Origin of the sequence: Xenophilus azovorans DSM 13620, from assembly GCF_000745855.1 — a bacterium.
Classification (GTDB): Bacteria; Pseudomonadota; Gammaproteobacteria; order Burkholderiales; family Burkholderiaceae_C; genus Xenophilus; species Xenophilus azovorans.
Genome location: NZ_JQKD01000027.1, coordinates 1 through 26,299 on the forward strand (window position 1 = coordinate 1; position 26,299 = coordinate 26,299).

A 26,299-nucleotide genomic window follows, 5' to 3' on the forward strand; every position below is an offset into this window, starting at 1 on the left:
TCCAAAGTGTCCATGTGTCCACGCAAAAGTCCGTGGACACAAGCATCCTTGGCCGGCTATCGAACTTCAATGTGGGTTGGCCGGACGCATACGGCCATGGAACCACTCGGTGAACCGCCAGCCGTCCCGCGCGTTCGCCTCGGCCAGCTGCTCCAGCGCCAACCAGGCGCGCTCGGCCAGGCCGAGCCGGGCCAGCGCCATCACCCAGAAGCCGCCGACGAAGGGCCACAGGCCGCCGTTGTGGTACTGGTGCGCCAGGTTCTGCTGGTGCCGGCCCATGTAGGCACGCCAGAGCGGGTGGCTGGGCGCCATGGGGTGCAGCGTCACGCGCACCGGCCAGGGCTCGGCGGCGTGCGCGGCGTCGATGGCGCGCACGATGCGGTGCGCCATCGCCTCGTTCGCCAGGCCGCCGATCAGCGCCAGCAGGTTGCCGAACACGTCGCCCTCGTCGCCGACGAAGGACAGGTTGACGAAGCTCAGGTACAGGCCGGGATCGCGCCGGCCGCGCCGCGCGTAGTGGCGCAGCAGGCGGGCGCGGTGGTATTCGGGCAGGTCGCGCTGGAAGGGGTTGAACAGGTGGTTGAAGTGGTGGCGCGTCTCGTCGGCATGGTCCAGGCCGAAGCGGCGCTTGACCTCGAACCACAGCGCGTTGGTGTAAAGCACGTAGCCCGAGCGCGGCATGATGTCGGCCCAGTCGCTGGCCTCGTTCTGCTGCAGCAGGCGGAAGTGCTGGTGCTCCTGCGCCTGCAGCCAGCGGATGGCCAGCGCGGCCTCGCGCTCCCAGTGCTGCGCGCCGACGTCGCCGTGGCGGCGCACGTGGTCCACCGCGATCAGCCACCACAGCGTGGCGTCGATGCAGCCGAGGTACCAGAAGTCGGCGTCCTGCCCTTCGGGGTCCACGTATTTCGGGATCTGGCCGTTGGCCGCCTGCTGCGCGGCCAGCGCGTCGAGGCTGGCGACGGCGCCGCGCTCCAGCGCCGGCACGCCGCTGCCGCACATCGCCATCACGCAGATGGCCGCGTCGCGCCCGAAGATGCGCGTGTAGCGGCGCGCCGCCGCGGCCTCGGTGCGGCTGGCCGCGAGGATGCCGTGCGGCGTGAGGTTGGCTTCGAGCAATGCGAGCGAGGCCTGCGTGGCTTCGTCGATGAGGGTGTTCGGAACAGGGTCGGTGGATGTCATGCAGCAAGGCGCGGCCGGCGCGCGCGGGCCGCATTGTCGTTGCGGCGGGCGCTATGCTGGCGAGCCCGCGACGCCCACCCGCTTGCACCCATGCCTCAGCGATCCGTTCCTGCGCCACTGCTGGCCTGTCTCGCCGCGGCAGCCCTCGCCGCCGGCTGCGCCGGCACCACGCCGGCCGTCCGTGCCGACGCCCCGGCCGAGGCGGAACACCGCCCCAGCGCGCCCTACCCCGCGGCGTCGATCCAGGCCAGGGAGCAGGGCCGCGTGGTGGTGCGGGTGCTCACCGGCCCCGACGGGCGCCCGCGCGAGGCGCAACTGCACCAGACCAGCGGCTTCGCCCGACTCGACCGCGCGGCGCTGGAGACGGTCATGCAATGGCGCTTCCGCCCCACCCCGGGCGCCGAGGCTGTGTGGCGCGAGGTGCCGTTCACCTTCGGCATCGTCGGCGGCGGGGCGGTGCCGTGAGGCGCCGACCTCAGGGCCGGGCGCCCTGCGCGCCGCTGCCCACCTTGGCGGTGGCCACGTGCCCGCGCAGCTCGCGCAGCTTGGCCTTCAGGCGCCGCTCGTTCACCAGCCCGACGCGCATCATCGCCTTCTGCCCGGCCGAGAGCGATTCGAGCTTCGGGTCGGCGTATTCGTAGCGCACCCAGGGCTTCTCGCTGGGCACCTCGCCCTTGACCTCCACCACGCGGATGGCCACCGGCTCGGCCGGCTCGGGCGCGGCCAGCAGGTGGTCGATCACGGCCACCAGCCGGTCGTTGAAGTACTTGCCGGGGTAGCCCAGCTCCTCGTAGGCCTGCTGGAACAGCGGGTACAGCCGCGCATAGAGGGCCGCCGCCTTGCCGGCGTCCACGCCCTCGGCGAACAGCACGAAGGGCGTGTAGCGCGCGCCGTTGTCGGGTGCGACGGTGCGCTGCTCGCCCTCGCCCGCCAGCGCGAAGCGCCCCGGCGTGGGCCGCGCCGGCCAGGCCTGCACCGGCGCATGCTCGCGCGGCAGGTTGTCCACCGTGGCGACGAAGCGGCGCGCGAAGCCCTCGGTCTGCAGGAAGGTGCCGACGCTCTTCGCGCCCAGCAGGCCGTCCAGCGCGGAGCGCACGCGCGCGTCGGCATCGGCCAGTGCGGGCAGGTCGGCGTCGGGCTGGGCGATCTCGTCGACCTGATTCTGCGGCTCGGTCGAGGCGGCGGGCGGCGTGGCGGGGGGCGCGTCGGGCGTGGCCTCCGGCGGCGGCTGCACGGCGGCGGCCGGCGGCGCGGCGCCTTCTGCCTCGCGCTGCTGCCACCAGCGCCAGCCGAACCAGCCCGCGGCCAGCAGCACGATCAGCACCAGGGCATAGAGGCCGACGGGGTGCCCGGCGCGGGGGCGGAAGTCGGGTTCGCGGTCAGTCATCCGGGCGGTTCCTTTCGTGCTCGAGCAAAAAGCCTCTCATTGGAGCGCGTGTGCGCCGGAGGTTCCGTAACGGGCTGTGAGCCGGCGCCTCAGCCGGCCCGGCCGAAGCCCCGGACCAGCGCCCGCACCAGCTCGGCCGCGGGCACCTCGCGGCAGCCGGTGGCGTTCTGGCCGGACCACAGCGGCGAGAAGTCGCCGCTGCCCTGCGCTTCGGCCTTGGCGCGCAGCGGCGCGATGGCGGCGGTGGCGAGCGGGAATTCGGGCGCGGCGGCACTCATCGGGCCGGCCTCGCGCAGCAGCCGGTTGACGATGCCGCGCGCCGCACGGCCGGTGAACAGGTTGGTCAGCGCCGTGTGGCGCGCCGCCTCGGACTTCAGCGCCGCCCGGTGCAGCGGCGTGGTGGTCGCTTCGTCGCACAGCAGCCAGGCGGTGCCCACCTGCACGCCGGCGGCGCCCAGCGCCATCGCGGCGGCCACGCCCTGCGCATCGGCGATGCCGCCGGCGGCGATGACCGGCACGCGCAGTTGCGCCACAAGTTGCGGCAGCAGCGCGAACAGGCCCGGCTGGCGCGTGAGGTCGTGCGAGAGGAAGTGGCCGCGGTGCCCGCCGGCCTCCAGCCCCTGGGCGATGACCGCGTCGGCGCCGTGCGCCTGCAGCCACAGGCCCTCCTCCACCGTGGTGGCCGAGGCCAGCACCACCGCGCCCCAGGCCTTCACCCGCGCCAGCAGATCGGGCGCGGGCAGGCCGAAATGGAAGCTCACCACGCGCGGGCGGAACTCGGCCAGCACCTCGGCCGCCTCCGTGCTGAAGGGGTTGCGCCCCGGCCCGGCGGGGATGGCGGCCGGGTCGATGCCGAACTCGCGCAGGAAGGGCGCCAGCGCCTCGCGCCAGGCCGCCTCGCGCGCGGCGTCGGGCACCGGCGCCTGGTGGCAGAAGAAGTTGACGTTGTAGGGCCGCTCGCCCAGCGCGTCGCGCAGCGCCGCCAGTTCGCTGCGCATCGCCTCCGTCGACAGCATCGCGCACGGCAGCGAGCCGAGCGCACCGGCGCCGCTCACGGCGATGGCCAGGCGGCTGCCCTGCACGCCGGCCATCGGCGCCTGCACGAGCGGGAATTCGGTGCCCAGCAGGGCTGCAAGGGACGAGGAAGAAGAAAGCATGCGTGTCGGTTCCTGGCGGCGGACGAAGGGCGCGGCCTGCACCACGATTGTGCGACCTGCCGCGCAGGCCGGTTCGCGCCGCGGTCCGACAACCCCATGCGCGTATCGCTGGCAGGCTGTGGGAACTCGCGCGCCGAACGCAGGTCGTTCTCTCTCACCCCGGAGCCCTCTTCTTGCCCTCGCCAGCCACGCCCGCCGCACTGCCCGCCGCCCGCCGCTACCACGAGATCGATGCCGCCCGCGGCCTGATGCTCGTGCTGATGACGCTCACGCACGTGCCGACGATGCTCACCGACCCGGTCGGCCAGCCCTTCGGCTTCGTCTCGGCGGCAGAGGGCTTCGTGCTGCTGTCGGCCTTCGTCTGCGGGCTGGTGTACGGCCGCATCGGCTACGCGAAGGGGGTCGATGCGATGCAGCAGGCCTTCTGGCGCCGCGCCGTCACGCTCTACATGAGCCAGGCGGCGCTGCTGCTCTTCCTGTTCACCGTCATCACCGCGCTCGCGCTCAAGGTGCATCTGCAGTCGCCGGGCGCGCGGGAGCTGATCCTCTACTACCTGGCCCATCCGCGCGAGGCCTTCGCCTTCGCGCTGGCGCTGGTGTACCAGCCTGCCCTGCTGGACATCCTGCCGATGTACATCCTTTTCATGCTGATGAGCCCGTGGGTGATGGCCTGGGCCTTCCGCCACGGCTGGCGGCTGCCGCTGGCGCTGTCGGCGCTGGGCTGGCTGGCGGCGCAGCTGGACGCCACGCCCTGGCTGTACGCCACCGTGATGCAGGGCTGGCTGAAAGTGCCGGTGCCGTACGCGGAGACGGGCTCCTTCGACACCCTGGCCTGGCAGGCGCTGTGGTTCGGCGGCCTGGCGCTGGGCGCGGGCCGCTCGGCGCCCGGCGCGCGGCCGATCGCGCTGCCGGCGCCGTGGGTGCGGACAGCGGTGGCGGTGGCCGCGGCCGGCCTGTTGTGGCGCCACCTCGGGCCCGGCGGACAGGCGCCCTTTGCCGACCACCACGCGCTGAACACGCTGCTGTTCGACAAGTGGCGCCTGGCGCCGCTGCGCGTGCTGGACCTGGTGGCCATCGGCATCGTCGCCCTGCACTACGGTCCGGCCTGGCTGGCGCGGCTGCCGCGCATGACCTGGCTGGAGACGATGGGCTCGGCCTCGCTGTCGGTCTTCTGCACGCACCTGGTGGCGGTGCTGCTGGTGCAGGCGCTGTGGGGCGGCGACCACCACGTGCGTCCCTGGTGGGGCGACGTGCTGATGCTGGCCGCGGTGTTCGGCGCGATGTACGCGGTGGCGTGGGCGGTGCAGCGGCACGAGCGGCGCAGCGGCAAGCGCCGCGGCACCTGCCCCACGCCGCGGCACGCGCCAGCGGCCGGGCACTGAGGCCGCGGCCGCTCAGGCCTTCTGCTGCGCCTCTTCCGCCTCCTGCAGCAGCCGCCACATGACCTTGCCGCTGCCGCTCTTGGGCAGCGCGTCGGCGAACTGCACCTGGCGCGGCACCTTGTAGGCCGCCATGTTCTCGCGGCACCAGGCGACGATGTCCTCGGCCGTGGTGTCCTTGTGGGTGGGGCGCAGCACCACCACCGCCTTCACCGACTCGCCGCGGTAGGCGTCCCTGGTCGAGATGACGCAGGCCTCCTGGATCGCCGGGTGCCGGAACATCAGCAGCTCCACCTCCGCCGGCCAGACCTTGAAGCCGCTGGCGTTGATCATGCGCTTGAGGCGGTCGGTGATGAAGAAGTAGCCGTCCTCGTCCATCCGGCCCATGTCGCCGGAGCGGAAGAAGCGCTTGCCCTCGAACTCGATGAAGGCGGCGTCGGTCGCGTCGGGCCGCTTCCAGTAGCCCTGGAAGACCTGCGGTCCGTGGATGATGATCTCGCCCGACTCGCCCACCGGCAGCTCCTGCAGCGTCTCCGGGTCCACCACGCGCGCGTCGACGCTCATGAAGGGCATGCCCAGGCACTGCTGCTTGGGGTGGTCGGGCGGGTTGCTGTGCGAGGGCGCCGCCGTCTCGGTGAGGCCGTAGCCCTCCTGGTAGGCCAGGCCGAACTCCTCCAGCAGCCGCTGCGCCACCGCCTGCGGCATGGCCGCCCCGCCGCCGCCGATGTAGATCAGGCTGGACAGGTCGTAGTCCTTGAAGTTGGGGCTGGCCATCAGGTCGATGACCATGGTGGGGATGTTGGTCCAGCTCGTGACCTTCCACTTCGAGATCAGGTGGCCGGCCACGTCGCGGTCCCAGCGCGGCATGAGCACCAGCGTGGCGCCGGCGAGGATGGCCGTGTGCATCATGCTCACGATGCCGGTGATGTGGAACATCGGCACCACCGCCAGCACCACCGTCTCGGCGCTGGCGCAGCCCCACATCTGGCCCGCCACCGCGTTGTGCATCAGGCTGGAGTGGTGGTGGATGCAGCCCTTGGGCAGCCCGGTGGTGCCGCTGGTGTAGGGCAGCAGCGCCATGTCGTCGGCGCCGGCGGTGTGCTCGGGCGGCGGCGCGTTGCGCGCGATCAGCTCGGCCCAGGCGTGGACCTCGCCGCCGTCGAGCTGCGGCAGGGGCCGCGTGGGGAGCAGCCAGTCGCGCCAGGCCGGCGCCATCGCGGGCGTGTCGGCCGCGGCGGCGTCGAAGGCGTCGGTGAACTGGCTGACCACCAGGTGCGCCAGGCGCTCGCCCGGCGGCAGCGCGCCGCTGGCCTTGGCCAGCTCGGGCGCCAGGTCGGCGGTGGTGATGGCGACCTTCGCGTCCGGGTCGCTGATGTAGTGCTTCAGTTCCTCGGCCCGGTTCATCGGGTTGACCGGCACCACCACCGCGTTGGCGCGCAGGATGGCGAAATGCGCGGCCACGAGCTGCGGCGTGTTCTGCATGTCCAGCAGCACGCGGTCGCCGCGCTGCACGCCCAGCGCATGCAGCGCGCCGGCCAGCGCATCGACCTGGGCCGCCAGCTCGCGGTAGGTGGTCACGCGGTCGAAGTACACCAGCGCCGGCTTGTCCGGGTAGCGCTCGGCGGAGGTCTTCAGGTTGTGCCACAGCGAGGTGGCGGGCAGCGTGATCTGGTAGGGCAGGCGCTTGGGCCAGAAGCGGTGATGGGGGCGTTCCTGGATCTCGGCAGGGATGGGCATTGCGGGCGGTCTCCGTGAAGACGCCGAGCGTACGCCGAGGGCCCGTCGCGGGGCATGCGGGGAAGCCCCGCCGGGCGTCACCTGGGTGACGCCGAACGCCCGCCGGACGGCCTACGCCTGCGGTCCGCGCCGTCCTACCTGTGCGCGGCAGCGCCCGCGCCACCATGGTGGCGAACGCCAAGGAAGCGCCGCGATGAGCCCCACCAACACCTCGCCACCCGGCGGAAACCCGCCGCCCGACGACCGGGGCAGGACGAAGGTCGAGCAGCAGTCCGGAGAAGGGACGCAGCGGGCCCCGCGCCTGCCGCACGAACGCGACCAGTCCAGCGACAGCCAGCAGATGCGCGACGGGCGGCCGTCCACGAAGGGCCGGCGTGCGCTGGAAGATGTCGAGCGCGGCGTCGTCGACACCGACCTCGGCCCGCCGCTGGAGCGTGCCCGGCGGAACATGGGCGGCGACAAGCGCTGAGCGGCTGAGCGCCCGCGGCCTCAGCCGAGGAAGCCTTCCAGCCGCTGGCGGATGATGGCCTCGGCCTCGGCCATGATGCGGTCGACCAGCTCCCTCACGGTGGGCACGTCGCGGATCAGCCCGGCCACCATGCCGCAGCTCCAGGCCCCGGCCTCCATGTGGCCCTCGCCCATCACCTTGGGGTAGATGCCGGCCACCTGCTCGAAGATGTCCTCGATCTTCAGCGCGGCGCCCTTCTCGCGCTCGATCTCCAGCAGCCGCTCGACGCCGGCGTTGTTCAGCACGCGCTCGGTGTTGCGCAGGCCGCGCATGATCAGGCGCGTGTCCAGCTCGGACGCGGCGACGATCGCCTGCTTCACGTTCTCGTGCACCGGTGCCTCCTTGGTGGCGATGAAGCGGGTGCCCATGTTCATGCCCTCGGCGCCCAGCGCCAGCGCCGCCACCAGGCTGCGGCCGTCGGCCATGCCGCCGGAGGCGACGAAGGGGATCTTCAATTCCTCGGCCGCGCGCGGCAGCAGGATGAAGTTGGGCACGTCGTCCTCGCCCGGGTGGCCGCCGCACTCGAAGCCGTCGACGCTCACCGCGTCGCAGCCGATGCGCTCGGCCTTGAGCGAGTGGCGCACCGAGGTGCACTTGTGGATCACCTTGATGCCGGCCGCCTTGAGCTGCGGCATGTGCTCCTCGGGGCTGCGGCCGGCGGTCTCCACGGCCTTGACGCCGCCCTCGATGATGGCCGCGATGTACTCCGGGTACGGCGGCTTGGCGAAGGTGGGTAGGAAGGTGAGGTTCACGCCGAAGGGCTTGTCCGTCATCTCTCGGCAGCGCGCGATCTCGCGGGCCAGCAGCTCGGGCGTCTTCTGCGTCAGCCCGGTGATGATGCCCAGCCCGCCGGCGTTGGAGACGGCCGCGGCCAGCTCGGCATAGCCGACGTGGTGCATGCCGCCCTGGATGATGGGGTGCTGGATGCCGAAGAGTTCGGTGATGCGGGTTTTCAAGCGGTGTCTCCCGAGGGTGGGGGTTGAGCAAACCCGCCGATCATCGCCACGACGGGGCGGGGCGCGCTGCCACGCTGGCGACAAGGCAGCCGGCGGGCGGTGCGCGGGCCGCGTGGCACGCCTCGTGCTTGCAGGCAGGCGATTCTCTTCCAACGACCCCGGAGCCTTGCCATGAAGATCCCCCGACGCCTGTTCGCCGGCGGCCTGCTGACGGCCGCCGCGCTGGCCGCCGCCGGCGCCGCCCAGGCGCAGAACGCGCTCGACAACATCATGAAGTCGAAGACGCTGAAGGTCGCCATCCCGACCGACTACCCGCCCTACGGCTTCGTCGGCACCGACATGGCGCCGCAGGGCCTGGACATCGACGCGGCGAAACTGATCGCCAGCCGCATGGGCGTGAAGCTGGAACTGGTGCCGGTGACCAGCGCCAACCGCATCCCCTACCTGCAGACGAAGAAGGCCGACCTGGTCATCTCCACGCTGGGCAAGAACGCCGAGCGCGAGAAGGTGATCGACTTCTCGTCGGCCTACGCGCCCTTCTTCCAGGGCGTGTTCGCGAAGAAGACGATGCCGGTGAAGGACTTCAAGGACCTGGTGGGCAAGTCGGTGGCCGTGACGCGCGGCGCGATGGAGGACCAGGAGCTGAACAGGGCCGCCCCGCCCGGCGTGGACTACCGCCGCTTCGAGGACAACAACGCCACCGTGGCCGCCTACGTGGCCGGGCAGACGCAGGTGATCGCGATGAGCGGCGCGGTGGCGGCCGAGATGATCCGCAAGAACCCGCAGATCAACACCGAGTTCAAGCTGCTGCTCAAGGACAGCCCCTGCTTCGTCGGCATCGCCAAGGGCGAGGATGCGCTGAAGGCCAGGGTCAACGAGATCATCGCCGCGGCGAAGAAGGACGGCACGCTGGACAAGCTGTCGAAGCAGTGGCTCGGCAAGCCCGCCGGCGACCTGCCCGTCTGATGAGCTTCGACTTCTGGGCCGTCCTCGCGGAATGGCCCCTGCTGCTCAAGGGCGTGGCCTGGACGCTCGGGCTGACGGCCATCGCCACCGTGCTCGGCATGGCGGTGGGCGTGGCCTGCGCCTGGGCCCGCGCCTGGGGGCCGGGCTGGCTGAAGTGGATCGTCGGCACCTACGTCGAGCTGATCCGCAACACGCCCTTCATCGTGCAGTTGTTCTTCATCTTCTTCGGCCTGCCGGCCGCAGGCGTGAAGCTCACGCCCGAGGCAGCCTCGATCATCGCCATGGTGCTCAACCTGGGCGCCTACGCCACCGAGATCGTCCGCGCCGGCATCGAGGCCACGCCCAAGGGGCAGATCGAGGCGGCCGTGAGCCTCGCGCTGACCCGCGCCCAGGTCTTCCTGCGCGTGGTACTGCCGCCGGCGATGAAGAAGGTGTGGCCGGCGATGGTCAGCCAGATCATCATCGTGATGCTCGGCTCGGCCGTGTGCAGCCAGATCTCGGTGGAAGATTTGAGCTACGCCGCCAACCTGATCCAGAGCCGCAACTTCCGCGCCTTCGAGGCCTTCATCGTCGCCACGCTGGTCTACCTGGGCCTGTCGATCGCCGTGCGCCGGCTGTTCGACTGGGCGGGGCCGCGCTTCTTCTTCGGCCGGTGAGCGCGGCATGGGCGAATTCACCCTCTGGGACATCCTGCGCAACCTGCTGCTGGCGCTGCGCTGGACGGTGGTGCTCTCGCTGATCGCCTTCGTCGGCGGCGGCATCGTCGGTGCGCTGCTGCTGGCGCTGCGGCTGCGCGGCGGCCGGCTGACGGAGAAGCTCACCGCCGGCTACGTGCAGCTCTTCCAGGGCACGCCGCTGCTGATGCAGCTCTTCCTGGCCTACTTCGGCATCGCGCTGCTGGGCGTGGAGGTCTCGGCCTGGACGGCGGCCGCCGTGGCGCTGACGCTCTACACCAGCGCCTTCCTCACCGAGATCTGGCGCGGCTGCGTGGCCGCCATCCCCAGGGGGCAGTGGGAGGCCTCGGGCAGCCTGGCCCTCGGCTTCGGCGAGCAGTTGCGCCACGTCATCCTGCCGCAGGCGGTGAGGATCGCCATCGCGCCCACCGTCGGCTTCCTGGTGCAGGTCATCAAGGGCACGGCGCTGGCCTCGGTGATCGGCTTCGTCGAGGTGACCAAGGCCGGCAGCATGATCGCCAACGTCACCTTCCGGCCCTTCACCGTGTTCGCCTGCGTGGCGCTGATGTACTTCGCGCTGTGCTTCCCCGTCAGCCTCTACGCCAGGCACCTCGAAAGGAAGACCCGTGGCAGCCGTCCTTGATGCACCGACCCACGTGGAGCCCGGTGCGCCCATCGTCCGCATCACCGCGCTGAAGAAGTCCTACGGCGCGAACCAGGTGCTCAAGGGCATCGACCTGGAGGTGCTGCGCGGCGAGGTCATCGCCATCATCGGCAAGAGCGGCTCGGGCAAGAGCACGCTGCTGCGCTGTATCAACGGGCTGGAGGAGTTCCAGGAAGGCGCGCTCACCGTGGACGCCAAGCCGCTGCTGCACGAGAGCGCCGCCGCCATGCGCGAGCTGCGCCAGCGCGTGGGCATGATCTTCCAGAGCTTCAACCTCTTTCCGCATCTGACGGTCGGGCGCAACGTGATGCTGGCGCCGACGCTGGTGAAGAAGCGCGCGAAGCCCGAGGCCGAGGCGCAGGCGAGGAAGCTGCTGGCCCGCGTCGGCCTGGCCGAGAAGTTCGACGCCATGCCCGACCAGCTTTCCGGCGGCCAGCAGCAGCGCGTGGCCATCGCGCGGGCGCTGGCGATGGAGCCGGCCGTGCTGCTGTGCGACGAGATCACCTCCGCGCTCGATCCCGAGCTGGTCGGCGAGGTGCTGCGCGTGGTCGAGTCGCTGGCCGACGAGGGCATGACGCTGCTGATGGTCACGCACGAGATGAACTTCGCGCGCAAGGTGAGCGACCGTGTGATCTTCATGCACCAGGGCCGCGTGCACGAGATGGGGCCGCCGGCGGAACTGTTCGGCAGCCCGAAGACGCCGGAGCTGAAACAGTTTCTTTCGTCGCTGCACGATTGAGACGGCACGCACCGTTCGGGCTGAGCCTGTCGAAGCCCTGGTGCCGCGCTTCGACAGGCTCAGCGTGAACGGTCGGGGTTCATTCAAGGCGACCTGACGCGCCGCCGTTCGGGGAACCGCTCACAGTCCCCACAATCGAAGCGGCCATGCCGCTCGCCGCCCGTCCCGCCCCCGCCCTCCTGCACCGCCGCACGCTGCTGACCGGCCTGGCCGGCGCCGCCACCGCCATTGCGCTGCCCGCCCGCGCCGGCTTCAACTTCTTCACCAGCGAGTACACCGCCACGCGCGCCGAGCTGGAGGCCCAGGTACGCCGCCGCTTCCCCCTGCAGCAAGGCTACGGCGGGCTGTTCACGGTGCAGCTGTCCGACCCGCGGCTCGGCCTCCAGCCCGCCGCCAACCGCGCCGCGCTGACCCTGCGCGTGGCCATCGCCAGCCCCTTCCTCGACCCCGGCACGGTGGGCGGCTGGCTGGCCATCAGCAGCGCCCTGCGCTACGACGCGCCGGCCCTGACGCTGCGCCTGGACCAGCCGCGCGCCGAGCGGGTGGAGCTGGAGGGCCTGGGCGGCCAGGACGCCGTGCGCCTGCAGCGCGTCGGCGCCGCCGTGGCGCAGGAGGCGCTGCAGGGCCAGCCGCTGCACACCTTCAGGCCCGAGGAGCTGACCGTGGGCCGCAAGACCTACGAGATCGGCGACATCACCGTGCTGGACGACGGCATCAAGGTGCAGTTGCGCTGAGTGCCGCGGGGCCGCCGCGCGCCGGCGGCAGAATGCCGTGCATGAACCCGACGCGCCGATCCGCCCTCCTCGCCCCGGCCCTGCTGGCACCCTGGCTGCTGCCGGGCTGTGCCGCAACGCCCGCCGCGCCCTCCGCCGCGAAGCGCGGCAGCCCCTTCGACCTGCAGGCCCACCGCGGCGGCCGCGCCCTCGTCCCCGAGAACACGCTGGCCGCCTTCGAGCGCGCGATGGAGATCGGCGTCAGCACGCTGGAGCTGGACATCGCCCTCACTGCCGACGGCGTGCCCGTGATCTCGCACGACGCCGCCCTCAACCCCGACCACACGCGCGACGCACAGGGCCGCTGGCTGGCGGCGGCCGGCCCGGCGATCCACACGCTCACGCTGGCCCAGCTGCAGGCCTACGACGTGGGCCGCACCAACCCGGCGACGAAGTACGGCCAGCAGTTCCCGCGCCAGGCGCCGCGCGACGGCCAGCGCATCCCCACGCTGGCGCAACTGTTCGAGCTGACGCGCAGCAGGGGCGCCGACGGCCTGCGCTTCAACATCGAGACCAAGACCGACCCCACCCGCCCTGCCGCCAGCGCCGCGCCGGAGCCGATGGTGCGCGCCATCCTGGCCGAGGTGCGCCGCGCCGGCGTGGCGCCGCGCGTGACGATCCAGAGCTTCGACTGGCGCACGCTCGCGCTGGTGGCGCAGGAGACGCCGCAGCTCGCGCGCGCCTTCCTCACCAGCCCGCGCACGCTGCGCGACGCCCGCTGGACGGGCGGCCTGCGCGTGGAAGACGCCGGCTCGACGCCCCGCCTGGTGCAGGCCGCGGCGGCCGGCGGCACCGGCCCGGTGACCTGGGCGCCCGCCTTCGCCGACCTGACGGCGGCGCAGGTGGCCGAGGCCCATGCGCTGGGCCAGCAGGTGATCCCCTGGACCGTGAACCGCCGCGAGGACATGGCCCGGCTGATCGACCTGGGCGTGGACGGCCTCATCACCGACGAGCCCGACGTGCTGCGCGCCCTGATGCGCGAGCGCGGCATGGCGCTGCCGCGGGGGCTGAAGAATTGAGCGCGCCCCTCGACGCACTGGACGCCATCGCGCGGCACCTGGACGCCGCGCGCCGCGACGGCACTGTCGTCGGCCGCCTGTGCGACACCGCCCGCCACGCCACCCCGCTGCACCAGGCCCTGCCGCCGCGCTATGCCGAGGTGCTGCTGAACCTGCTCGACCGCCTCGAATCCAGCGCGCTCTTCAGCGAGGAGAGCTGCTCCTTCAGCCAGAAGGACCTGCTCGACAGCCTTCAGCTGTGGATCGACAAGGCGCGCGCCACGCTGAACTCCCGTCCGTCGAACCCATGACCGCCACGCCCCCCACCCTGCCGCCCGAGGTGCACGACCAATGGGTCGCGCTCCCGCAAGGGCGCCTGTTCACCCGCGCATGGCAGCCGGCGGCGGCCGCCGGCGCGGCGCCGATCCTCATGCTCCACGACTCGCTCGGCTGCGTGGCGCTGTGGCGCGACTTCCCGGCGCTGCTGGCACAGGCCACGGGCCGGCGCGTGATCGCCTACGACCGCTGGGGCTTCGGCCGCTCCGACCCGCGGCCCGACCTGCCCGCGCTCGGCTTCGTGGCCGAGGAGGCGCGCCTGGTCCTGCCGGCCCTGTGCGAACAGCTCGGGCTGGACGCCTATGTCGCACTGGGCCACAGCGTGGGCGGCGGCATGGCGATCTGCGCGGCGGCCGCGCAGCCCACGCCCTGCCGCGCGCTGGTCACGATCGCCGCGCAGGTCTTCGCCGAGGACCGCACGCTGGAGGGCATCCGCGTGGCGCGCGAGCAGTTCAAGGACCCGCTGCAACTGGAGCGCCTGGCGAAATACCACGGCGACAAGGCGGCCTGGGTGGTGCGCGCCTGGACCGACACCTGGCTCTCGCCGCGCTTCGCCGACTGGACGCTGGTCGACCTGCTGCCGCAGGTGCGCGTGCCGGCGCTGGCCATCCACGGCGAAGAGGACGAGTACGGCACCACCCGCCACGCCACGCTGATCGGCCAGGGCTGCGCGGGCCCCGTGCAGGTGGAGCTGCTGCAAGGCATCGGCCACGTGCCGCAGCGCGAGGACCCGCAGCGCGTGGTGGGACTGATCGCCGCCTTTCTCGACCGGCACGACGGCGCCGCGCCCTGAGGCGGGGCCGTCAGTCCGGCTTCAGGCCCGCGCGCTCGATCACCGGCTTCCAGCGCTGCAGCTCCTCGCGCATGAAGGCGGCGAGCTGCGGCGGCGTGCTGCCGACCGGATCGAAGTACGCCGTCAGCAGCTTCTGCCGCGTCTCCGGCTCGGCCAGCACGGCGGCGATCTCGCGGCTCATGCGGTCCACGACCGGCTGCGGCGTGCCCTTGGGCGCCATGTAGGCGAACCACGGCACGGCCTGGATGTCGGGCAGGCCCGACTCGCGCAGCGTGGGCAGGTCGGGCAGCAGCGCCGAGCGCTCGGCCGAGGTGACACCCAGCGCCTTGAGACGACCGGCCTTGACCTGCGGCATCACCGTCACCGGCGGCAGGCAGGCGAACTGCACGTCGCCCTGCACCAGCGCCGTGACGGCCTGCGCCGAGGAGGCATACGGGATGTGCACCGCGAAGGACTGCGTCCTCGCCTTGATGAGTTCCACCCCCAGGTGCGAGATCGAGCCGTTGCCGGTGGAGGCGAAGTTGTACTTGCCCGGGTTGCGGCGCAGCGCGTCGAGCCAGCCCTTGACCGAGTCGATGCCGAGCTGCGCATTGGCCGCGCAGACGTTCGGCGTGGTCGCCGCCAGCGAGACGGGCACCAGGTCGCGGAAGGGGTCGTAGGGCAGATTGCGGTACAGCACCGTGTTGTAGACCAGCGGTGCGTTGACGGAGAGCAGGAAGGTCTGCCCGTCGGGTGCGGCCTTGGCGACGAGGTCGGTGCCCGCGTTGCCGCCGGCGCCGGGCTTGTTCTCCACGATCACCGGCTGGCCCAGGCGCTGCGCCAGGCGGTCGTTGACGATGCGCGCCAGGATGTCGGGCGAGGAGCCGGCGCCGAAGGGCACGACGACGCGCACCGGGCGCTGCGGCCAGTCCTGCGCCTGTGCGGACGCGACCAGCAGCAGCGCGCCCGCGGCGATGGAAACGAAACGTCGAAGCGTCATGCCTTGCCCTCCTGAATCGGCATCATCTGCGCATGGTCCTGTTGCTCGCGCGCGATGAAGCCGGCCACCATCGCGCGGTAGCAGGCATCCACCACCTCGGGGTACGCGCCGTGCTGCTCTGCCAGCCGGCGCACCTTGTCGAACACCTGCTGCTGGCGCTGCGGCGCCGAGACCTGGAAGGCGTCGTGCTTGAAGCGGGCGGCGTCGCGCACATAGCGGCCGCGCTCGGCCAGCAGCGCCACGATCTGCGCGTCCAGCGCGTCGATGCGCTCGCGCACCTCGGCGAGGTCGCGGCACAGCGGCACATAGGCCGGGTCGATGAAGCGCCGCAGCGGCGGGCCGTGCGGGTCGGGTTCGGTGCCTGCGCCGCTCATATCGGGTAGATGATGGAGTTGGGGATCATCTCGCTGTCGTAAACGACGAGGCGCACGGCGAAGCGCAGGCCCTGCGGCGTGCGCACCACCTCGTCCAGCGTGCGGCCGACGTTGAACACCGTGCTGAGCTGCGAGAGCTTGGTGCGCAGCACCGCGTAGTTGGCCTCGCAGTGGATGCGGCCGGCCTCCACCTTGCGCACCAGCGGCGCACCGACCACGTGGCGCTGGTAGTACGGGTCGTGGTAGAGCGTCTCGCGGATGCCGTAGACGCGGTCGCGCAGCATCGCCTTGCTCTCGAAGGAGAGCGTCGCCAGCGGGAAGCCGCGCTCGTGGTTCTCGCGCGGCTGCAGGCGGTAGCTGCATTCGTCGGTGAAGAACTCGGGCCAGGCGTCCCAGTCGGCCGCGTCGAGCGCCGAGGCGTAGCGGGCATAGAGCTGCGTCAGCTCGAAGAATTCCTCGAAGTTCAGCATCGTCACTTCTCCATCACCTTGCGCCAGTACTCGTACATGCCGCGGATCAGGCCCTCGGTGACCATGTGGTCGGTGTCCTCCGCCGTGCGCCCGCCCAGCTCGGCCAGCGCGCGGTGCCAGGGCTTGCTCTCGAAGCCCTGCTGCGACAGCTCGATCACCTCGCCGTCGTCGGCCGAGACGAAGCCCGCCGGACCGAACAGGTTGGCCTGGCGCAGGCGGCGGCGCAGCATCTCCTCGCTGTCGTCCTCGAAGGCGAAGTGCGTCCACTCGAAGAAGAAGGCGCCATGCCCGTCGGGCTGGATGTGGCGCGTCGAGACGCTGTTGACCTGCTGCTGCAGGATCACGCTCGGGAAGAGCGTGGTCATCACGGCCGTCGGTCCGCCCCACCAGGGCTCCGGCACGATGTCGAGGAAGCGGTCGTCCTCCAGCTTCATGCTCTCCTTGAAGCTCGACACCGCCGTCGTCGCCTGCCCCGCCTGGCCCTGCGTGCCGCGGGTGGAGATCATGGCCGCGTGCCGGTGGTGCGCGTCCATCACGAGCTGCGACTTGTTGTCGGCCCGCCAGAGCCCGAAGGTGACGAACCAGGTGTGCAGCAGGCCCGGGTGGTACGGATCCTTGATGTTCTCCTGCATCAGCTTCCAGTTGCCCGGGATGCGCTGGCGGTTGTAGCCGAGGATCTTCAGCTGGCGGCCGTTGAAGAGGCGGTCGAACCACTTCAGGATGACCGGCCCCATGTAGTCCTCCAGCGATTCGACCTCATGGTCGAAGCTGGCGAACACCACGCCGCCGCGCGTGGCGACCTTGAGCTTCGTCAGGCCGTGCTCGTCGGTCTTGAAGTCCTCCGGCATGCCGCCCTGCATCTCGCCATCCTCCCCGCGCACGCCGCGGCGGAAGGGCACGCCCATCAGCTTGCCCGCGAGGTTGTAGTTCCACTGGTGGTAGGGGCAGGTGAAGCTCTTGCGGTTGCCGTGGCGCTCGCGGCAGAAGGCCATGCCGCGGTGCGCGCAGACGTTCTCCAGCACGTGGACCTGCCCGTCGGCGGCGCGGACCATGATGACCGAGCGCTCGCCCACCGCCGTGCGCTTGAAGTCGCCGGGGTTCGGGATCTCGGCCTCCAGGCCGACGTAGCACCAGTGGCCGCGGTAGAAGAAGCGCTCCAGCTCCTCGCGGTGGCGCTGCTCGTCGGTGTAGGCGGCAAAGGGGATGCGGCTGGTGCCTTCGCTCTCCCAGCGAATGGGCACCGCTTCGGCGGTGTCGTTCATCGTGGCTGTCTCCTGTAGATGGTGCCCCCAGGGCCGGGCTGCGCCCAGCCCGCCCCCGAGGGGGACAAGAAAACTTGGGGCGGCCCGGCGTTTTCCTGAGTGCTGCCGATGATCGGCGCTGCTGCGCTATCCACCAATAGAATCCCGTGAATACGCGCCATCACCATCATGAATATGGATCTGCAGGACATGGACCTCAACCTGCTGGTGGTCTTCCACCAGCTCATGGTGGAGCGGCGCGTCTCGGCCGTGGCCGACACGCTGGGCCTGAGCCAGCCGGCGGTGAGCAACGCGCTGGCCCGCCTGCGCCGCAGCTTCGGCGACGAGCTGTTCCTGCGCACGCCGCGCGGCATGGAGCCCACGCCGCTGGCCGAGCAGCTCGCCGAGCCGGTGGCCGCCGCGCTGGCGCTGCTGCAGGGCGCGGTGACGCAGCGCACCGAGTTCGACCCGGCGCGCAGCACGCGCGCCTTCTCGCTGGGCATGAGCGACATCGGCGAGATCTACTTCCTGCCCGCGCTGATGGGCGCCCTGGCCCGACGCGCGCCCGGCGTGACGCTGACCACCGCCCGCGGCGCCGCGCAGCCGCTGAAGGCCGAGATGGAGGCCGGCGCGGTCAACCTGGCCCTGGGCCTGCTGCCGCAGCTGCAGGCGGGCTTCTTCCAGCGGCGCCTGTTCACGCAGCGCTACGTGTGCCTGATGCGCCAGGGCCATCCGCTGGCGCGCGGGCGCTTCGGGCTGCGCGAGTTCCGCGCCGCGCAGCACCTGGCCGTGGTCTCGCCCGGCACCGGCCACGGCATCGTGGAGGAGGTGCTGGCGCGCAGCGGCATCGAGCGGCAGGTGCGGCTGACGGTGCCGCACTTCGTCGCCGTGGGCCACATCCTGCACGGCACCGACCTCGTCGCCACCGTGCCGCACCGCCTGGCGCAGCGCGTGACCGAACCCTTCGGCCTGGTCGCCCTGCCGCATCCGGCCAACCTGCCCGAGATCGCGATCCACATGCTCTGGCACGCGCGCGTGCACCGCGACCCGGCCAACCAGTGGCTGCGGGGGCTGGTGGCGGAGTGCTTCGCGGACGGCGGGGCCTGACGCGGCCTACACGTGCCGCGTCGCCGGCGTGCCGCGCTCGCCCCCGGGCAGCGGCGCGTCGGCCCGCGCATGCAGCGTCTCGATGATGCGGCACTGCGGGCCGCTGCCGTCGCAGCAATCGCGCAGGGCCAGCAGGTCCTTCTCCAGCGCGCGCAGCTCGCGCAGGCGCTCGCGCACGTGGCCCAGGTGCGCGTCGAGCGCGACGCAGGCGGCGTCGCAGTCGGCCTTGCTGCGCAGGTCCAGCGCCAGCAGCGTGCGCACCTCGTCGAGCGACATGTCCATCGCCCGGCACAGGCGGATGAAGCGCAGCGTGTGCACGTCGGCGGCGCTGTAGAGGCGGTAGCTGTTGTCGCTGCGGCCCTGCGGCGCGACCAGGCCCTGCTTCTCGTACCAGCGGATGTTGGCGGCGCTCACGCCGCTGGCGGCCGCCGCCTCGCCGATGCGGTAGCCCTGCGTGGAGGGCGGGTTTGCCTGGACCATGGCTTGACCTTGAAGTGACTTCAACCTTTCCAATGCTGTCACAACACGAAAGGCCCGTTGCTTTCCCATGTCTGCCACCCCTCGCCCGACCGTCACCTCCGCCCCCTCCGACACCGCCTGCGGCGACGGCTGCTGCGGCGCTCCGATGACGCTGCGGACCCGGCCCGCCGAGGCCGGGCGCCACGACCACGAACACGACCACGGCGGCCCGCACGACCACCAGCACGCCGACGCGGGCGACGGCCACGACCATGGCCCGCTGCCGGGCTGGCAGCGCATCGCCGCCGCGCTCGCCGTGGCGCTGGGCGCCGAGCTGAGCCACCTGCTGCTGCCCGAGACCGGCGCGTGGCGCGCCTTCGGCATGGCGCTGGCGGCCGTGGCCATCGCGCTGGCCGGCACCGGCATCTACCGAAGCGGCCTGCGCTCGCTGCTGCGCGGGCGCCTGGGCATCGACGCGCTGATGGCGGTGGCGGTGACCGGCGCCTTCCTCATCGGCCAGTGGCCCGAGGCGGCGATGGTGATGGCGCTGTACGCGCTGGCCGAGCTGATCGAGCACAAGGCCGCCGACCGCGCGCGCAACGCCATCGCCGGGCTGATGGCGCTGGCGCCGGACGAGGCCGAGGTGCGCCGGGCCGACGGTACCTGGCAGCGCATCGCGGCGCGCGAGGTCGCGGTCGGCGACACGGTGCGCGTGCGCCCCGGCGAACGCATCCCGCTGGACGGCACGGTGAGCACCGGCCGCAGCACGGTCGACCAGGCCAGCGTCACCGGCGAGAGCATCCCGGTGGACAAGGCGCCCGGCGACGCGGTCTTCGCCGCCACCGTCAACCAGGGCGGCGAGCTGCAGCTGCAGGTGACGGCCGCCGCCGGCCAGACCACGCTGGACCGCATCATCGAGGCGGTGGAGCAGGCACAGGCCTCGCGCGCACCCACGCAGCGCTTCGTCGAGCGCTTCGCCGCCGTCTACACGCCGGCCGTGTTCGCCATCGCCCTCGCGGTGGCGGTGCTCCCGCCGCTGCTGCTGGGCTGGGCCTGGCTCGACGCGATCTACAAGGCGCTGGTGCTGCTGGTCATCGCCTGCCCCTGCGCGCTGGTGATCTCCACGCCCGTCACCGTGGTCAGCGGCCTCACGGCGGCGGCGCGGCGCGGCATCCTCATCAAGGGCGGCACGCACCTGGAAGGCGCGCGCCGGCTCAAGGCGGTGGCGCTGGACAAGACCGGCACGCTCACCGCCGGCAAGCCCGAACTCGTGCACTGGCAGGCCTGGAGCGGCGCGGACGCCGCCGCGGCGCAGCGCATCGCGGCCAGCCTGGCGGGCCGCTCGGACCACCCCGTGTCGCACGCCATCGCGCAGGGGCTGGACGGTGACCACGCCGCGGTGGACGTCTTCGAGGCGCTGGTCGGCCGCGGCGTGCGCGGACGCATCGACGGCACCGGCTACGTGCTCGGCAACCACCGCCTGATCGAGGAGCGCGGGCAGTGCAGCGCCGAGCTCGAATCGCTGCTGGCCGAACACGAGGCGCAGGGCCGCACCCTCACCCTGCTGGCCGACGAGGGCGGCGTGCGGGCCGTGTTCGCGGTGGCCGACACGCTGCGCCCCGCCTCTCGCGCGGCGGTGGAGGCGCTCAAGCGCCTGGGCGTCGCGCCGGTGATGCTGACCGGCGACAACCCGACGACCGCGAAGGCGATCGCCGTGCAGGCCGGCATCGACGACGCGCGCGGCGGCCTGCTGCCCGAGGACAAGCTCGCCGCGGTGAAGGAGATGCGCGTGCGCTACGGCCCGACCGCGATGCTGGGCGACGGCATCAACGACGCGCCCGCGCTGGCGCAGGCCGACATCGGCTTCGCCATGGGCGGCGCCGGCACCGACATTGCGATGGAGGCGGCCGACGTGGTGATCATGAACGACGACCCCGGCCGCATCGCCGAGACGGTGCGGCTTTCGCGCCGCACGCACGCCGTGCTGTGGCAGAACATCGCGCTGGCGCTGGGCATCAAGGCGGTGTTCTTCGCGCTCGCGCTGATGGGCAGCGCCACCATGTGGATGGCGGTGTTCGCCGACATGGGGGCCAGCCTGCTGGTGGTGTTCAACGGGCTGCGGCTGCTGCGGCCGGCGCGCGGCGGCAACTGAAGGCGCTCAGGCGCCGCTGCCGCCGGGGGCCGCCGGGGCCTGCGGCTGCCCCTTGTCGCTCCACAACTGGCCGCCGGTGGCCCAGTCGTGGCGCGGGATGTCGAAGAACACGACGTCGACGCCGTCGGCCGAGCCGCCGAGGGTGCGCACGACGGCCTCGGTGATGGCGCCGGCCAGGGCGCGCTTCTGTTCCACGGTGCGGCCTTCGAACATTTCGACGCGGATGGTGGGCATGGGGTCTCTCCGATGAGATGGGAATGAAAAGGAAGGGCGGCGTCAGTCGCGGTAGCCGGGCGCGCTGCGGTCCAGCCGCCGCAGCAGGGCCGGCCACTCCAGGTCGCCGTCCCATTCGCTGCCGTCGCCCACCCACTGCCGGTAGGTGAGCGACGCGAGCTCGGGCGAGGCGACGAGCACCTGCCCGCCGGTGGCGGCCATCGCGCGCAACTGCGCCCGGGCGGCCCGCTCCAGCATGTGCATCAGCATCCAGGCCTCGGCCACGCTGCGGCCCACGACCAGCGGGCCGTGGTTCTCCAGCAGCAGGCCGTCGAGCGGGCCCAGCTCGGCCACCAGGCGCTGCTGCTCCTCGGGCCCGAGCGCCAGCCCTTCGTAGGCATGGCGGCCGAGGCGGCCGTGCAGCCGCATCGCCCATTGCGAAGTCGGCTGCAGCCCACCCGGCAGCATCGACAGCGCCACGCCCCAGGGCGTGTGCAGGTGGATGACGCACTCCACCTCCGGCCGCGCCGCGTGCACCGCGCCGTGGATGGCGAAGCCGCTCGGGTTGACCCGCGCGCCGGAGCCGTCGGCCACGCGGCCCTGCACGTTCACCTTCACCAGGCTGGAGGCGGTGATCTCGTCGAAGGTGGCGCCGAAGGGGTTGATGAGGTAGTGGCCCGGCTCGCCCGGCACGCTGGCCGAGAGGTGGGTGTAGACGGTGTCGTCCCAGCCGTTGATGGCGGCCATGCGGTAGGCGGCCGCGAGGTCGATGCGGACGTCGCGTTCGGTGCGGGTCGGGCGCGTGGGGCTGGCCATGGTCAGCGGGAATTAGAACGCATGCAGCCGGCCCGCCGCCGCCTGCGCGCCCTCGGCAAAGCCGGATTGACGGCGCGCCCGCCGTCCGCAAGATCGGGGCATCGCCATCTTCTTCCACCGCAGCCATGACCGATGCCCCCGCTTCCACCCCGGACGAGACCGCGCCCGCCGCCCCGCCCCTGCGTCCGCTGGGCTGGAGCGCCCCGCTGCACTGGCTGGCCGCGGGCGCGCGCGACCTCGCCGCGGCCTGGCCGCTCTCGCTGTTCTTCGGGCTGGCCTTCTGGTGCATGGCGGCCGCCATCGGCCTGGTGTTCCGCGGCCGGCCCGAGTACACGATGACCATCGTCTCCGGCTGCTTCCTGGTCGGCCCCTTCCTGGCGATGGGCCTGTACGAGGCCAGCCGCCGGCGCGAAGCCGGCCTGCCGCCGGACTTCGCGGCCTCGCTCACCTGCTGGGACCGGCGCATCGGCTCCATGGCCATGCTGGTGCTGGTGCTGCTGGTGCTGGAGCTGCTGTGGGGACGCGCCTCGCTGGTGGTGTTCGCGGTGTTCTTCAACACCGGCATGCCCAGCACCACGGGCGTGGTGCAGGCGGTCTTCAACCCCGAGAACCTGGAATTCGTGGCCGCCTACGCGATGGTGGGCGGCGTGTTCGCGGCCATCGTGTTCTCCACCTGCGTGATCTCCATCCCCATGATCCTGGACCGCGACACCGACGCCATCACCGCCGGGCTGCGCAGCTTCCAGCTCGTGCTGGGCCAGCCGGGCGTGATGCTGCTGTGGGGCGCGCTCATCGTCGCGCTCACGCTGGGCGCGCTGCTGCTGCCGTGGGCGCTGGGCCTGCTGGTGGTCGCGCCCTGGCTCGGCCACGCCACCTGGCATGCCTACCGGGGCGCCGTGGGGCCTTCGGAACCCACGGCCGCCTAGAATCGGCGGGTGCGCATCCTCGTCCTCGTCCTGGCCATCGTCCTGCTGCCCCTGCGCGGCTGGATGGGCGGCGCGATGGCGATGGAAACGGCGCCGGCGGCCGTTTCGCAGGCTGCCGTCGCCGGTGCCGATGCGATGCCGCCCTGCCACGAGGCGGCCGATGCGGCATCCGCCGCGCACACCGCCGGCCACGACGCGCCGGGCGACGCCTCGCACCACGCGCAGTGCTCGCTGTGCCAGCTCTGCCACTCGGCCGCGATGACCGGCGACGCCCCGGCGGCCCCGGCCGCCGCGCCAACCCTGGCGCAGCCGCAGGCACCGGCGCAGCGCTTCGCCAGCGCGCTGCCGCAGCAGGCCGACAAGCCGCCCATTTCCTGACCTTCCTGCCCGTAGTCCGTCCGCTGCAGCCTCCACGCGAGGCCGCGGCGCCGATGTGTTGCCTCCAGGAGCGTCACCTTGAACCCCTTCCCCGACCGGCCCGGGCCGCGTCCTTTTCTTGCTCTTCCTGCCCTCCTCGCCGCGGCGCTGCTGCTCGCCGGCTGCGCCAGCCTCTCGCCCGACGGCGGCGAGCAGGACGTGCAGCAACTGCTGGCCGGCCACCCGCTGCTGGCCGATGCGCCGGTCCACCGCGCACCCGATGAAGCCTCCGCCGCCCAGGTGGAGGCGCTGCTCGCCCGGCCGCTGGACGCCGAGGCCGCCGTGCGGATCGCACTCGCCCACAGCCCGCGCATGCAGGCCGCCTTCGCCACGCTGCAGCTCTCCGACGCCGAGCGCGTGCAGGCGGCCAGCCTGCCCAACCCGGTGCTCTCCTTCAGCCGCCTGCGCGAAGGGCGCGAACTGGAACTGGAGCGCCTCGTCAGCTTCAATGTCGTCGGCCTGATCGCCCTGCCCTGGCAGGCGCGCTGGGCCGGCCAGCGGCACGAGACGGCCAAGCTCGACGCCGCGCAGCAGGTGCTGCAGCTGGCGGCCGATGCGCGCCGCGCCTGGGTGCGCGCCGTGGCCGCGCAGCAGGGCGCCGCCTACCTGCGCGACGCGCGCGACGCCGCCGAGGCCGGCGCCGAGCTGGCCGGGCGCATGCAGCGCGTGGGCAACTGGAGCACGCTGCAGGCCGCCCGCGAGCAACTGCTGCACGCGGATGCCGCCGCGCAGCTCGCGCGGGCCGAACAGGCGGCCGCGTCGTCGCGCGAGCAGCTCGTCCGCCTGCTGGGCCTGGACGCCTCGCAGGCCGCGAAGCTGCACCTGCCCGACCGCCTGCCCGCCCTGCCCGCCGCGCTGCCCGAGGCCGGCGACCTGCAGTCCCAGGCGCTGCGCGACCGGCTCGACCTGCGCGCCGCCCGCGCCGGCAGCGCCGCCACTGCCGACGCGCTGGGGCTGACCCGCGCGACGCGCACCGTCAATGGCCTGGAGCTGGGCATCGCGCGCAACACCACCTTCGCCAACGACGCCGACCGCAGCCGCAGCACGCAGCGCGGCTGGGAACTGGACGTGCCCATCCCCCTCTTCGACTGGGGCCAGTCGCGCAACGCCCGGGCCGAGGCGCTGTACCTGCAATCCGCGGCCCGCGTGCGCGCCGTGGCCCTGGCCGCCGCCAGCGAGGCGCGCGAGGCCGAGGCCGCCCGCCGCCACGCCTGGCAGGTGGCGCACCGCTACCAGAGCGAGGTGCTGCCGCTGCGCCGGAAGGTCAACGACGAGATGGTGCTGCGCTACAACGCGATGGTCTCCAGCGTGTGGGAGCTGCTGGCCGAGACGCGCGCCAGCATGCTGGCCGTCAACGCCGCCATGCAGGCGCAGCGCGACTTCTGGCTGGCCGACGTCGATCTGCAGATGGCACTGACAGGCAGCTCGCCCGCCGGCGTGTCGGCGCTGCAGGGCGATGCGGGGCCGGCCGTGGCCGCCGCGAGCGAGGGAGGCCACTGATGGACCGCCGCCACTTCTTCTCCGGCGCGCTCGCGGGCGCTGCCGCCACCGCCGTCAGCCGCGTCGCGCTGGCCGCCGTGCCCGAGGCGGCCTCGCAGTCTTCCGCGGCCACCGCCGCGCCGCTCACTCCGCCCAACGGCCGGCCCTACGACCCGGTCGTCACCCTCAACGGCTGGACGCTGCCCTGGCGCATGAAGGGCGGCGTCAAGGAATTCCATCTCGTCGCCGAACCGGTGGTGCGCGAGATGGCGCCGGGCTTCAAGGTCAACATGTGGGGCTACAACGGCCAATCGCCCGGCCCCACCATCGAGGTGGTCGAGGGCGACCGCGTGCGCCTCTTCGTGACCAACCGCCTGCCCGAGCACACGACCGTGCACTGGCACGGCCAGCGCCTGCCCAACGGCATGGACGGCGTCGGCGGCATCACGCAGCCGCACATCCCGCCGGGCAAGACTTTCGTCTACGAGTTCACCGCGCGCCGGCCCGGCACCTTCATGTACCACCCGCATGCAGACGAGATGGTGCAGATGGCGATGGGCATGATGGGCTTCTGGGTCACGCACCCGAAGGACCGCGCCGACCCGCGCATCGCCCGCGTGCAACGCGACTTCTGCTTCCTGCTCGGCAGCTTCGACGTGGAGCCCGGCAGCGCCACGCCCAAGGTCAACACGATGACGGACTTCAACACCTGGGCCTTCAACAGCCGCGTGTTCCCGGCCATCGACAACCTGTGCGTGCGCCAGGGCGACAGGGTGCGCATCCGCGTGGGCAACCTCACGATGACCAACCACCCCATCCACCTGCACGGCCACGAGTTCGAGGTGACGGGCACCGACGGCGGCCCCGTGCCGCCGGGCGCGCGCTGGCCCGAGGTGACGACCGACGTCGCCGTGGGCCAGATGCGGCAGATCGAGTTCGTCGCCGACGAGGAAGGCGACTGGGCGCTGCACTGCCACAAGAGCCACCACACCATGGGCCCGATGGGCCACGACGTGCCGACCATGATCGGCGTGGACCACGCGGGCATCGGCGAGAAGATCCGCAAGCTGGTGCCCGACTACATGGTGATGGGCGAGCGCGGCATGGCCGAGATGGGCAGCATGGAGATGCCCCTGCCCGACAACACCCTGCCCATGATGACCGGCCAGGGCCCCTTCGGCCCGGCCGAGATGGGCGGCATGTTCACCTTGCTGAAGGTGCGCCGCGGCCAGGGGCCGAACGACTACCGAGACCCGGGCTGGTTCCGGCACCCGGGCGGCACCGTCGCGCGCGAGGCGGCCGGCGCGCCGCCGCCGGCGCAGCGCGCACCCGATGCGGCCGGCAATCAGGCCGCACCCGCCGCCAGCGTGCGCAAGCCCGGCGGCCACTCACCCCATCAACATCACTGATCAGCCTGTTC

The 26,299-nt window shown here is 72.4% G+C and carries 28 protein-coding genes and 1 pseudogene; 17 read left to right on the plus strand and 12 right to left on the minus strand.

Features of this window, described 5'->3' with window-relative positions:
- Positions 1–66 precede the first annotated feature (66 nt).
- Positions 67–1,179: a glycoside hydrolase 100 family protein gene (locus tag Q392_RS15920; protein ID WP_084217103.1), complete on the minus strand. Its 1,113-nt coding sequence runs from the start codon at positions 1,177–1,179 to the stop codon at positions 67–69.
- Between the two features lie 90 nt (positions 1,180–1,269).
- On the opposite strand from Q392_RS15920, the gene Q392_RS31350 reads away from it, so the two are divergent.
- Complete coding sequence (locus Q392_RS31350; protein WP_051953554.1) at positions 1,270–1,644, plus strand: energy transducer TonB; 375 nt, start codon at positions 1,270–1,272, stop codon at positions 1,642–1,644.
- Between the two features lie 10 nt (positions 1,645–1,654).
- Here Q392_RS31350 and Q392_RS15930 read toward each other — a convergent pair whose 3' ends face one another.
- Together Q392_RS15930 and Q392_RS15935 are read right to left on the minus strand one after the other, a co-directional pair.
- Positions 1,655–2,566 (minus strand): DUF3014 domain-containing protein, encoded by a 912-nt coding sequence (locus Q392_RS15930; RefSeq protein ID WP_038209823.1) that lies wholly within the window; start codon positions 2,564–2,566, stop codon positions 1,655–1,657.
- 89 nt (positions 2,567–2,655) lie between these two features.
- The gene (locus Q392_RS15935) at positions 2,656–3,723 is read right to left on the minus strand and encodes an NAD(P)H-dependent flavin oxidoreductase (RefSeq protein ID WP_038209826.1); all 1,068 of its coding nucleotides are present in this window, start codon (positions 3,721–3,723) and stop codon (positions 2,656–2,658) included.
- Between the two features lie 173 nt (positions 3,724–3,896).
- Here Q392_RS15935 and opgC point away from each other — a divergent pair, with 173 nt between their 5' ends.
- Entirely contained in the window at positions 3,897–5,105 is a 1,209-nt protein-coding gene (gene opgC, locus Q392_RS15940; RefSeq protein WP_051953556.1) for an OpgC domain-containing protein, read from the plus strand.
- A gap of 12 nt (positions 5,106–5,117) precedes the next feature.
- On the opposite strand, the gene Q392_RS15945 is transcribed toward opgC, so the two are convergent.
- Positions 5,118–6,839: a long-chain fatty acid--CoA ligase gene (locus tag Q392_RS15945; protein WP_038209829.1), complete on the minus strand. Its 1,722-nt coding sequence runs from the start codon at positions 6,837–6,839 to the stop codon at positions 5,118–5,120.
- Between the two features lie 193 nt (positions 6,840–7,032).
- Between Q392_RS15945 and Q392_RS15950 the strand changes: the two genes are divergently transcribed.
- Positions 7,033–7,308, plus strand: a complete 276-nt coding sequence (locus tag Q392_RS15950) for a hypothetical protein (protein ID WP_051953558.1) — start codon at positions 7,033–7,035, stop codon at positions 7,306–7,308.
- Positions 7,309–7,328: 20 nt separating this feature from the next.
- Here Q392_RS15950 and Q392_RS15955 read toward each other — a convergent pair whose 3' ends face one another.
- Positions 7,329–8,303, minus strand: a complete 975-nt coding sequence (locus tag Q392_RS15955) for an NAD(P)H-dependent flavin oxidoreductase (protein ID WP_038209831.1) — start codon at positions 8,301–8,303, stop codon at positions 7,329–7,331.
- A gap of 171 nt (positions 8,304–8,474) precedes the next feature.
- Between Q392_RS15955 and Q392_RS15960 the strand changes: the two genes are divergently transcribed.
- From Q392_RS15960 to Q392_RS15995, 8 genes are all read left to right on the plus strand, one after another.
- Positions 8,475–9,269 (plus strand): transporter substrate-binding domain-containing protein, encoded by a 795-nt coding sequence (locus Q392_RS15960; protein WP_038209834.1) that lies wholly within the window; start codon positions 8,475–8,477, stop codon positions 9,267–9,269.
- On the plus strand, positions 9,269–9,925 hold the full coding sequence (locus tag Q392_RS15965) for an amino acid ABC transporter permease (RefSeq protein WP_038209846.1): 657 nt from the start codon (positions 9,269–9,271) through the stop codon (positions 9,923–9,925). Before Q392_RS15960 ends, Q392_RS15965 begins: the two co-directional genes overlap by 1 nt.
- 7 nt (positions 9,926–9,932) lie before the next feature.
- Positions 9,933–10,586, plus strand: coding sequence for an amino acid ABC transporter permease (locus Q392_RS15970; protein WP_038209848.1), 654 nt, complete (start codon positions 9,933–9,935; stop codon positions 10,584–10,586).
- A complete protein-coding gene (locus Q392_RS15975; RefSeq protein WP_038209849.1) occupies positions 10,570–11,346 on the plus strand; it encodes an amino acid ABC transporter ATP-binding protein in 777 nt (258 codons plus the stop codon). The genes Q392_RS15970 and Q392_RS15975 overlap by 17 nt, the downstream gene beginning before the upstream one ends.
- Positions 11,347–11,492: 146 nt before the next feature.
- Positions 11,493–12,080, plus strand: a complete 588-nt coding sequence (locus Q392_RS15980; protein ID WP_051953560.1) for a DUF1439 domain-containing protein — start codon at positions 11,493–11,495, stop codon at positions 12,078–12,080.
- 41 nt (positions 12,081–12,121) lie between these two features.
- A complete protein-coding gene (locus Q392_RS15985; RefSeq protein WP_038209850.1) occupies positions 12,122–13,138 on the plus strand; it encodes a glycerophosphodiester phosphodiesterase in 1,017 nt (338 codons plus the stop codon).
- A gap of 38 nt (positions 13,139–13,176) precedes the next feature.
- Positions 13,177–13,428 carry a hypothetical protein gene (locus Q392_RS15990; protein WP_084217111.1) on the plus strand — a complete coding sequence of 84 codons (252 nt, stop codon included), beginning with the start codon at positions 13,177–13,179 and terminating at the stop codon, positions 13,426–13,428.
- Positions 13,425–14,246 (plus strand): alpha/beta fold hydrolase, encoded by an 822-nt coding sequence (locus Q392_RS15995; protein WP_051953561.1) that lies wholly within the window; start codon positions 13,425–13,427, stop codon positions 14,244–14,246. Before Q392_RS15990 ends, Q392_RS15995 begins: the two co-directional genes overlap by 4 nt.
- A gap of 10 nt (positions 14,247–14,256) precedes the next feature.
- On the opposite strand, the gene Q392_RS16000 is transcribed toward Q392_RS15995, so the two are convergent.
- From Q392_RS16000 to Q392_RS16015, 4 genes are read right to left on the minus strand one after another with little or no spacing between them, the layout of a single operon-like run.
- On the minus strand, positions 14,257–15,225 hold the full coding sequence (locus tag Q392_RS16000; protein ID WP_038209853.1) for a Bug family tripartite tricarboxylate transporter substrate binding protein: 969 nt from the start codon (positions 15,223–15,225) through the stop codon (positions 14,257–14,259).
- Positions 15,222–15,599, minus strand: coding sequence for a chorismate mutase (locus tag Q392_RS16005; protein WP_038209862.1), 378 nt, complete (start codon positions 15,597–15,599; stop codon positions 15,222–15,224). Before Q392_RS16005 ends, Q392_RS16000 begins: the two co-directional genes overlap by 4 nt.
- A complete protein-coding gene (locus tag Q392_RS16010; protein ID WP_211260244.1) occupies positions 15,596–16,069 on the minus strand; it encodes an aromatic-ring-hydroxylating dioxygenase subunit beta in 474 nt (157 codons plus the stop codon). The genes Q392_RS16005 and Q392_RS16010 overlap by 4 nt, the downstream gene beginning before the upstream one ends.
- 2 nt (positions 16,070–16,071) lie before the next feature.
- Positions 16,072–17,331: an aromatic ring-hydroxylating dioxygenase subunit alpha gene (locus tag Q392_RS16015; protein ID WP_038209865.1), complete on the minus strand. Its 1,260-nt coding sequence runs from the start codon at positions 17,329–17,331 to the stop codon at positions 16,072–16,074.
- 174 nt (positions 17,332–17,505) lie between these two features.
- Here Q392_RS16015 and Q392_RS16020 point away from each other — a divergent pair, with 174 nt between their 5' ends.
- On the plus strand, positions 17,506–18,417 hold the full coding sequence (locus tag Q392_RS16020; RefSeq protein ID WP_038209867.1) for a LysR family transcriptional regulator: 912 nt from the start codon (positions 17,506–17,508) through the stop codon (positions 18,415–18,417).
- A gap of 6 nt (positions 18,418–18,423) precedes the next feature.
- Here the strand turns inward: Q392_RS16020 and Q392_RS16025 are convergent, their stop codons facing one another.
- Positions 18,424–18,897 (minus strand): MerR family transcriptional regulator, encoded by a 474-nt coding sequence (locus Q392_RS16025; RefSeq protein ID WP_038209869.1) that lies wholly within the window; start codon positions 18,895–18,897, stop codon positions 18,424–18,426.
- A 67-nt stretch (positions 18,898–18,964) separates the two neighbouring features.
- Between Q392_RS16025 and Q392_RS16030 the strand changes: the two genes are divergently transcribed.
- Complete coding sequence (locus Q392_RS16030; protein WP_157008025.1) at positions 18,965–21,028, plus strand: heavy metal translocating P-type ATPase; 2,064 nt, start codon at positions 18,965–18,967, stop codon at positions 21,026–21,028.
- A gap of 6 nt (positions 21,029–21,034) precedes the next feature.
- Here the strand turns inward: Q392_RS16030 and Q392_RS16035 are convergent.
- Positions 21,035–21,265, minus strand: a pseudogene (locus Q392_RS16035) (4-oxalocrotonate tautomerase); the annotation flags it as partial.
- 39 nt (positions 21,266–21,304) lie between these two features.
- Entirely contained in the window at positions 21,305–22,057 is a 753-nt protein-coding gene (locus Q392_RS16040; protein WP_038209871.1) for a class II aldolase/adducin family protein, read from the minus strand.
- Between the two features lie 125 nt (positions 22,058–22,182).
- Between Q392_RS16040 and Q392_RS16045 the strand changes: the two genes are divergently transcribed.
- From Q392_RS16045 to Q392_RS16060, 4 genes are all read left to right on the plus strand, one after another.
- On the plus strand, positions 22,183–22,983 hold the full coding sequence (locus tag Q392_RS16045) for a DUF2189 domain-containing protein (RefSeq protein WP_038209873.1): 801 nt from the start codon (positions 22,183–22,185) through the stop codon (positions 22,981–22,983).
- Between the two features lie 9 nt (positions 22,984–22,992).
- A complete protein-coding gene (locus tag Q392_RS16050) occupies positions 22,993–23,361 on the plus strand; it encodes a DUF2946 family protein (RefSeq protein ID WP_038209875.1) in 369 nt (122 codons plus the stop codon).
- A gap of 78 nt (positions 23,362–23,439) precedes the next feature.
- The gene (locus tag Q392_RS16055; protein ID WP_038209877.1) at positions 23,440–24,900 is read left to right on the plus strand and encodes a TolC family protein; all 1,461 of its coding nucleotides are present in this window, start codon (positions 23,440–23,442) and stop codon (positions 24,898–24,900) included.
- Entirely contained in the window at positions 24,900–26,288 is a 1,389-nt protein-coding gene (locus Q392_RS16060) for a multicopper oxidase family protein (protein WP_038209879.1), read from the plus strand. Before Q392_RS16055 ends, Q392_RS16060 begins: the two co-directional genes overlap by 1 nt.
- Positions 26,289–26,299: the final 11 nt, after the last annotated feature.

Excerpts from the sequence above, each read along its gene's own strand:
- Q392_RS15920 (WP_084217103.1), bottom strand. The coding sequence starts at position 1,179 with ATGACATCCACCGACCCTGTTCCGAACACCCTCATCGACGAAGCCACG.
- Q392_RS31350 (WP_051953554.1), top strand. The coding sequence starts at position 1,270 with ATGCCTCAGCGATCCGTTCCTGCGCCACTGCTGGCCTGTCTCGCCGCG.
- Q392_RS15930 (WP_038209823.1), bottom strand. The coding sequence starts at position 2,566 with ATGACTGACCGCGAACCCGACTTCCGCCCCCGCGCCGGGCACCCCGTC.
- Q392_RS15935 (WP_038209826.1), bottom strand. The coding sequence starts at position 3,723 with ATGCTTTCTTCTTCCTCGTCCCTTGCAGCCCTGCTGGGCACCGAATTC.
- Q392_RS15945 (WP_038209829.1), bottom strand. The coding sequence starts at position 6,839 with ATGCCCATCCCTGCCGAGATCCAGGAACGCCCCCATCACCGCTTCTGG.
- Q392_RS15950 (WP_051953558.1), top strand. The coding sequence starts at position 7,033 with ATGAGCCCCACCAACACCTCGCCACCCGGCGGAAACCCGCCGCCCGAC.
- Q392_RS15960 (WP_038209834.1), top strand. The coding sequence starts at position 8,475 with ATGAAGATCCCCCGACGCCTGTTCGCCGGCGGCCTGCTGACGGCCGCC.
- Q392_RS15965 (WP_038209846.1), top strand. The coding sequence starts at position 9,269 with ATGAGCTTCGACTTCTGGGCCGTCCTCGCGGAATGGCCCCTGCTGCTC.
- Q392_RS15970 (WP_038209848.1), top strand. The coding sequence starts at position 9,933 with ATGGGCGAATTCACCCTCTGGGACATCCTGCGCAACCTGCTGCTGGCG.
- Q392_RS15980 (WP_051953560.1), top strand. The coding sequence starts at position 11,493 with ATGCCGCTCGCCGCCCGTCCCGCCCCCGCCCTCCTGCACCGCCGCACG.
- Q392_RS15985 (WP_038209850.1), top strand. The coding sequence starts at position 12,122 with ATGAACCCGACGCGCCGATCCGCCCTCCTCGCCCCGGCCCTGCTGGCA.
- Q392_RS15995 (WP_051953561.1), top strand. The coding sequence starts at position 13,425 with ATGACCGCCACGCCCCCCACCCTGCCGCCCGAGGTGCACGACCAATGG.
- Q392_RS16000 (WP_038209853.1), bottom strand. The coding sequence starts at position 15,225 with ATGACGCTTCGACGTTTCGTTTCCATCGCCGCGGGCGCGCTGCTGCTG.
- Q392_RS16005 (WP_038209862.1), bottom strand. The coding sequence starts at position 15,599 with ATGAGCGGCGCAGGCACCGAACCCGACCCGCACGGCCCGCCGCTGCGG.
- Q392_RS16010 (WP_211260244.1), bottom strand. The coding sequence starts at position 16,069 with ATGCTGAACTTCGAGGAATTCTTCGAGCTGACGCAGCTCTATGCCCGC.
- Q392_RS16015 (WP_038209865.1), bottom strand. The coding sequence starts at position 17,331 with ATGAACGACACCGCCGAAGCGGTGCCCATTCGCTGGGAGAGCGAAGGC.
- Q392_RS16020 (WP_038209867.1), top strand. The coding sequence starts at position 17,506 with ATGGATCTGCAGGACATGGACCTCAACCTGCTGGTGGTCTTCCACCAG.
- Q392_RS16025 (WP_038209869.1), bottom strand. The coding sequence starts at position 18,897 with ATGGTCCAGGCAAACCCGCCCTCCACGCAGGGCTACCGCATCGGCGAG.
- Q392_RS16030 (WP_157008025.1), top strand. The coding sequence starts at position 18,965 with ATGTCTGCCACCCCTCGCCCGACCGTCACCTCCGCCCCCTCCGACACC.
- Q392_RS16040 (WP_038209871.1), bottom strand. The coding sequence starts at position 22,057 with ATGGCCAGCCCCACGCGCCCGACCCGCACCGAACGCGACGTCCGCATC.
- Q392_RS16045 (WP_038209873.1), top strand. The coding sequence starts at position 22,183 with ATGACCGATGCCCCCGCTTCCACCCCGGACGAGACCGCGCCCGCCGCC.
- Q392_RS16060 (WP_038209879.1), top strand. The coding sequence starts at position 24,900 with ATGGACCGCCGCCACTTCTTCTCCGGCGCGCTCGCGGGCGCTGCCGCC.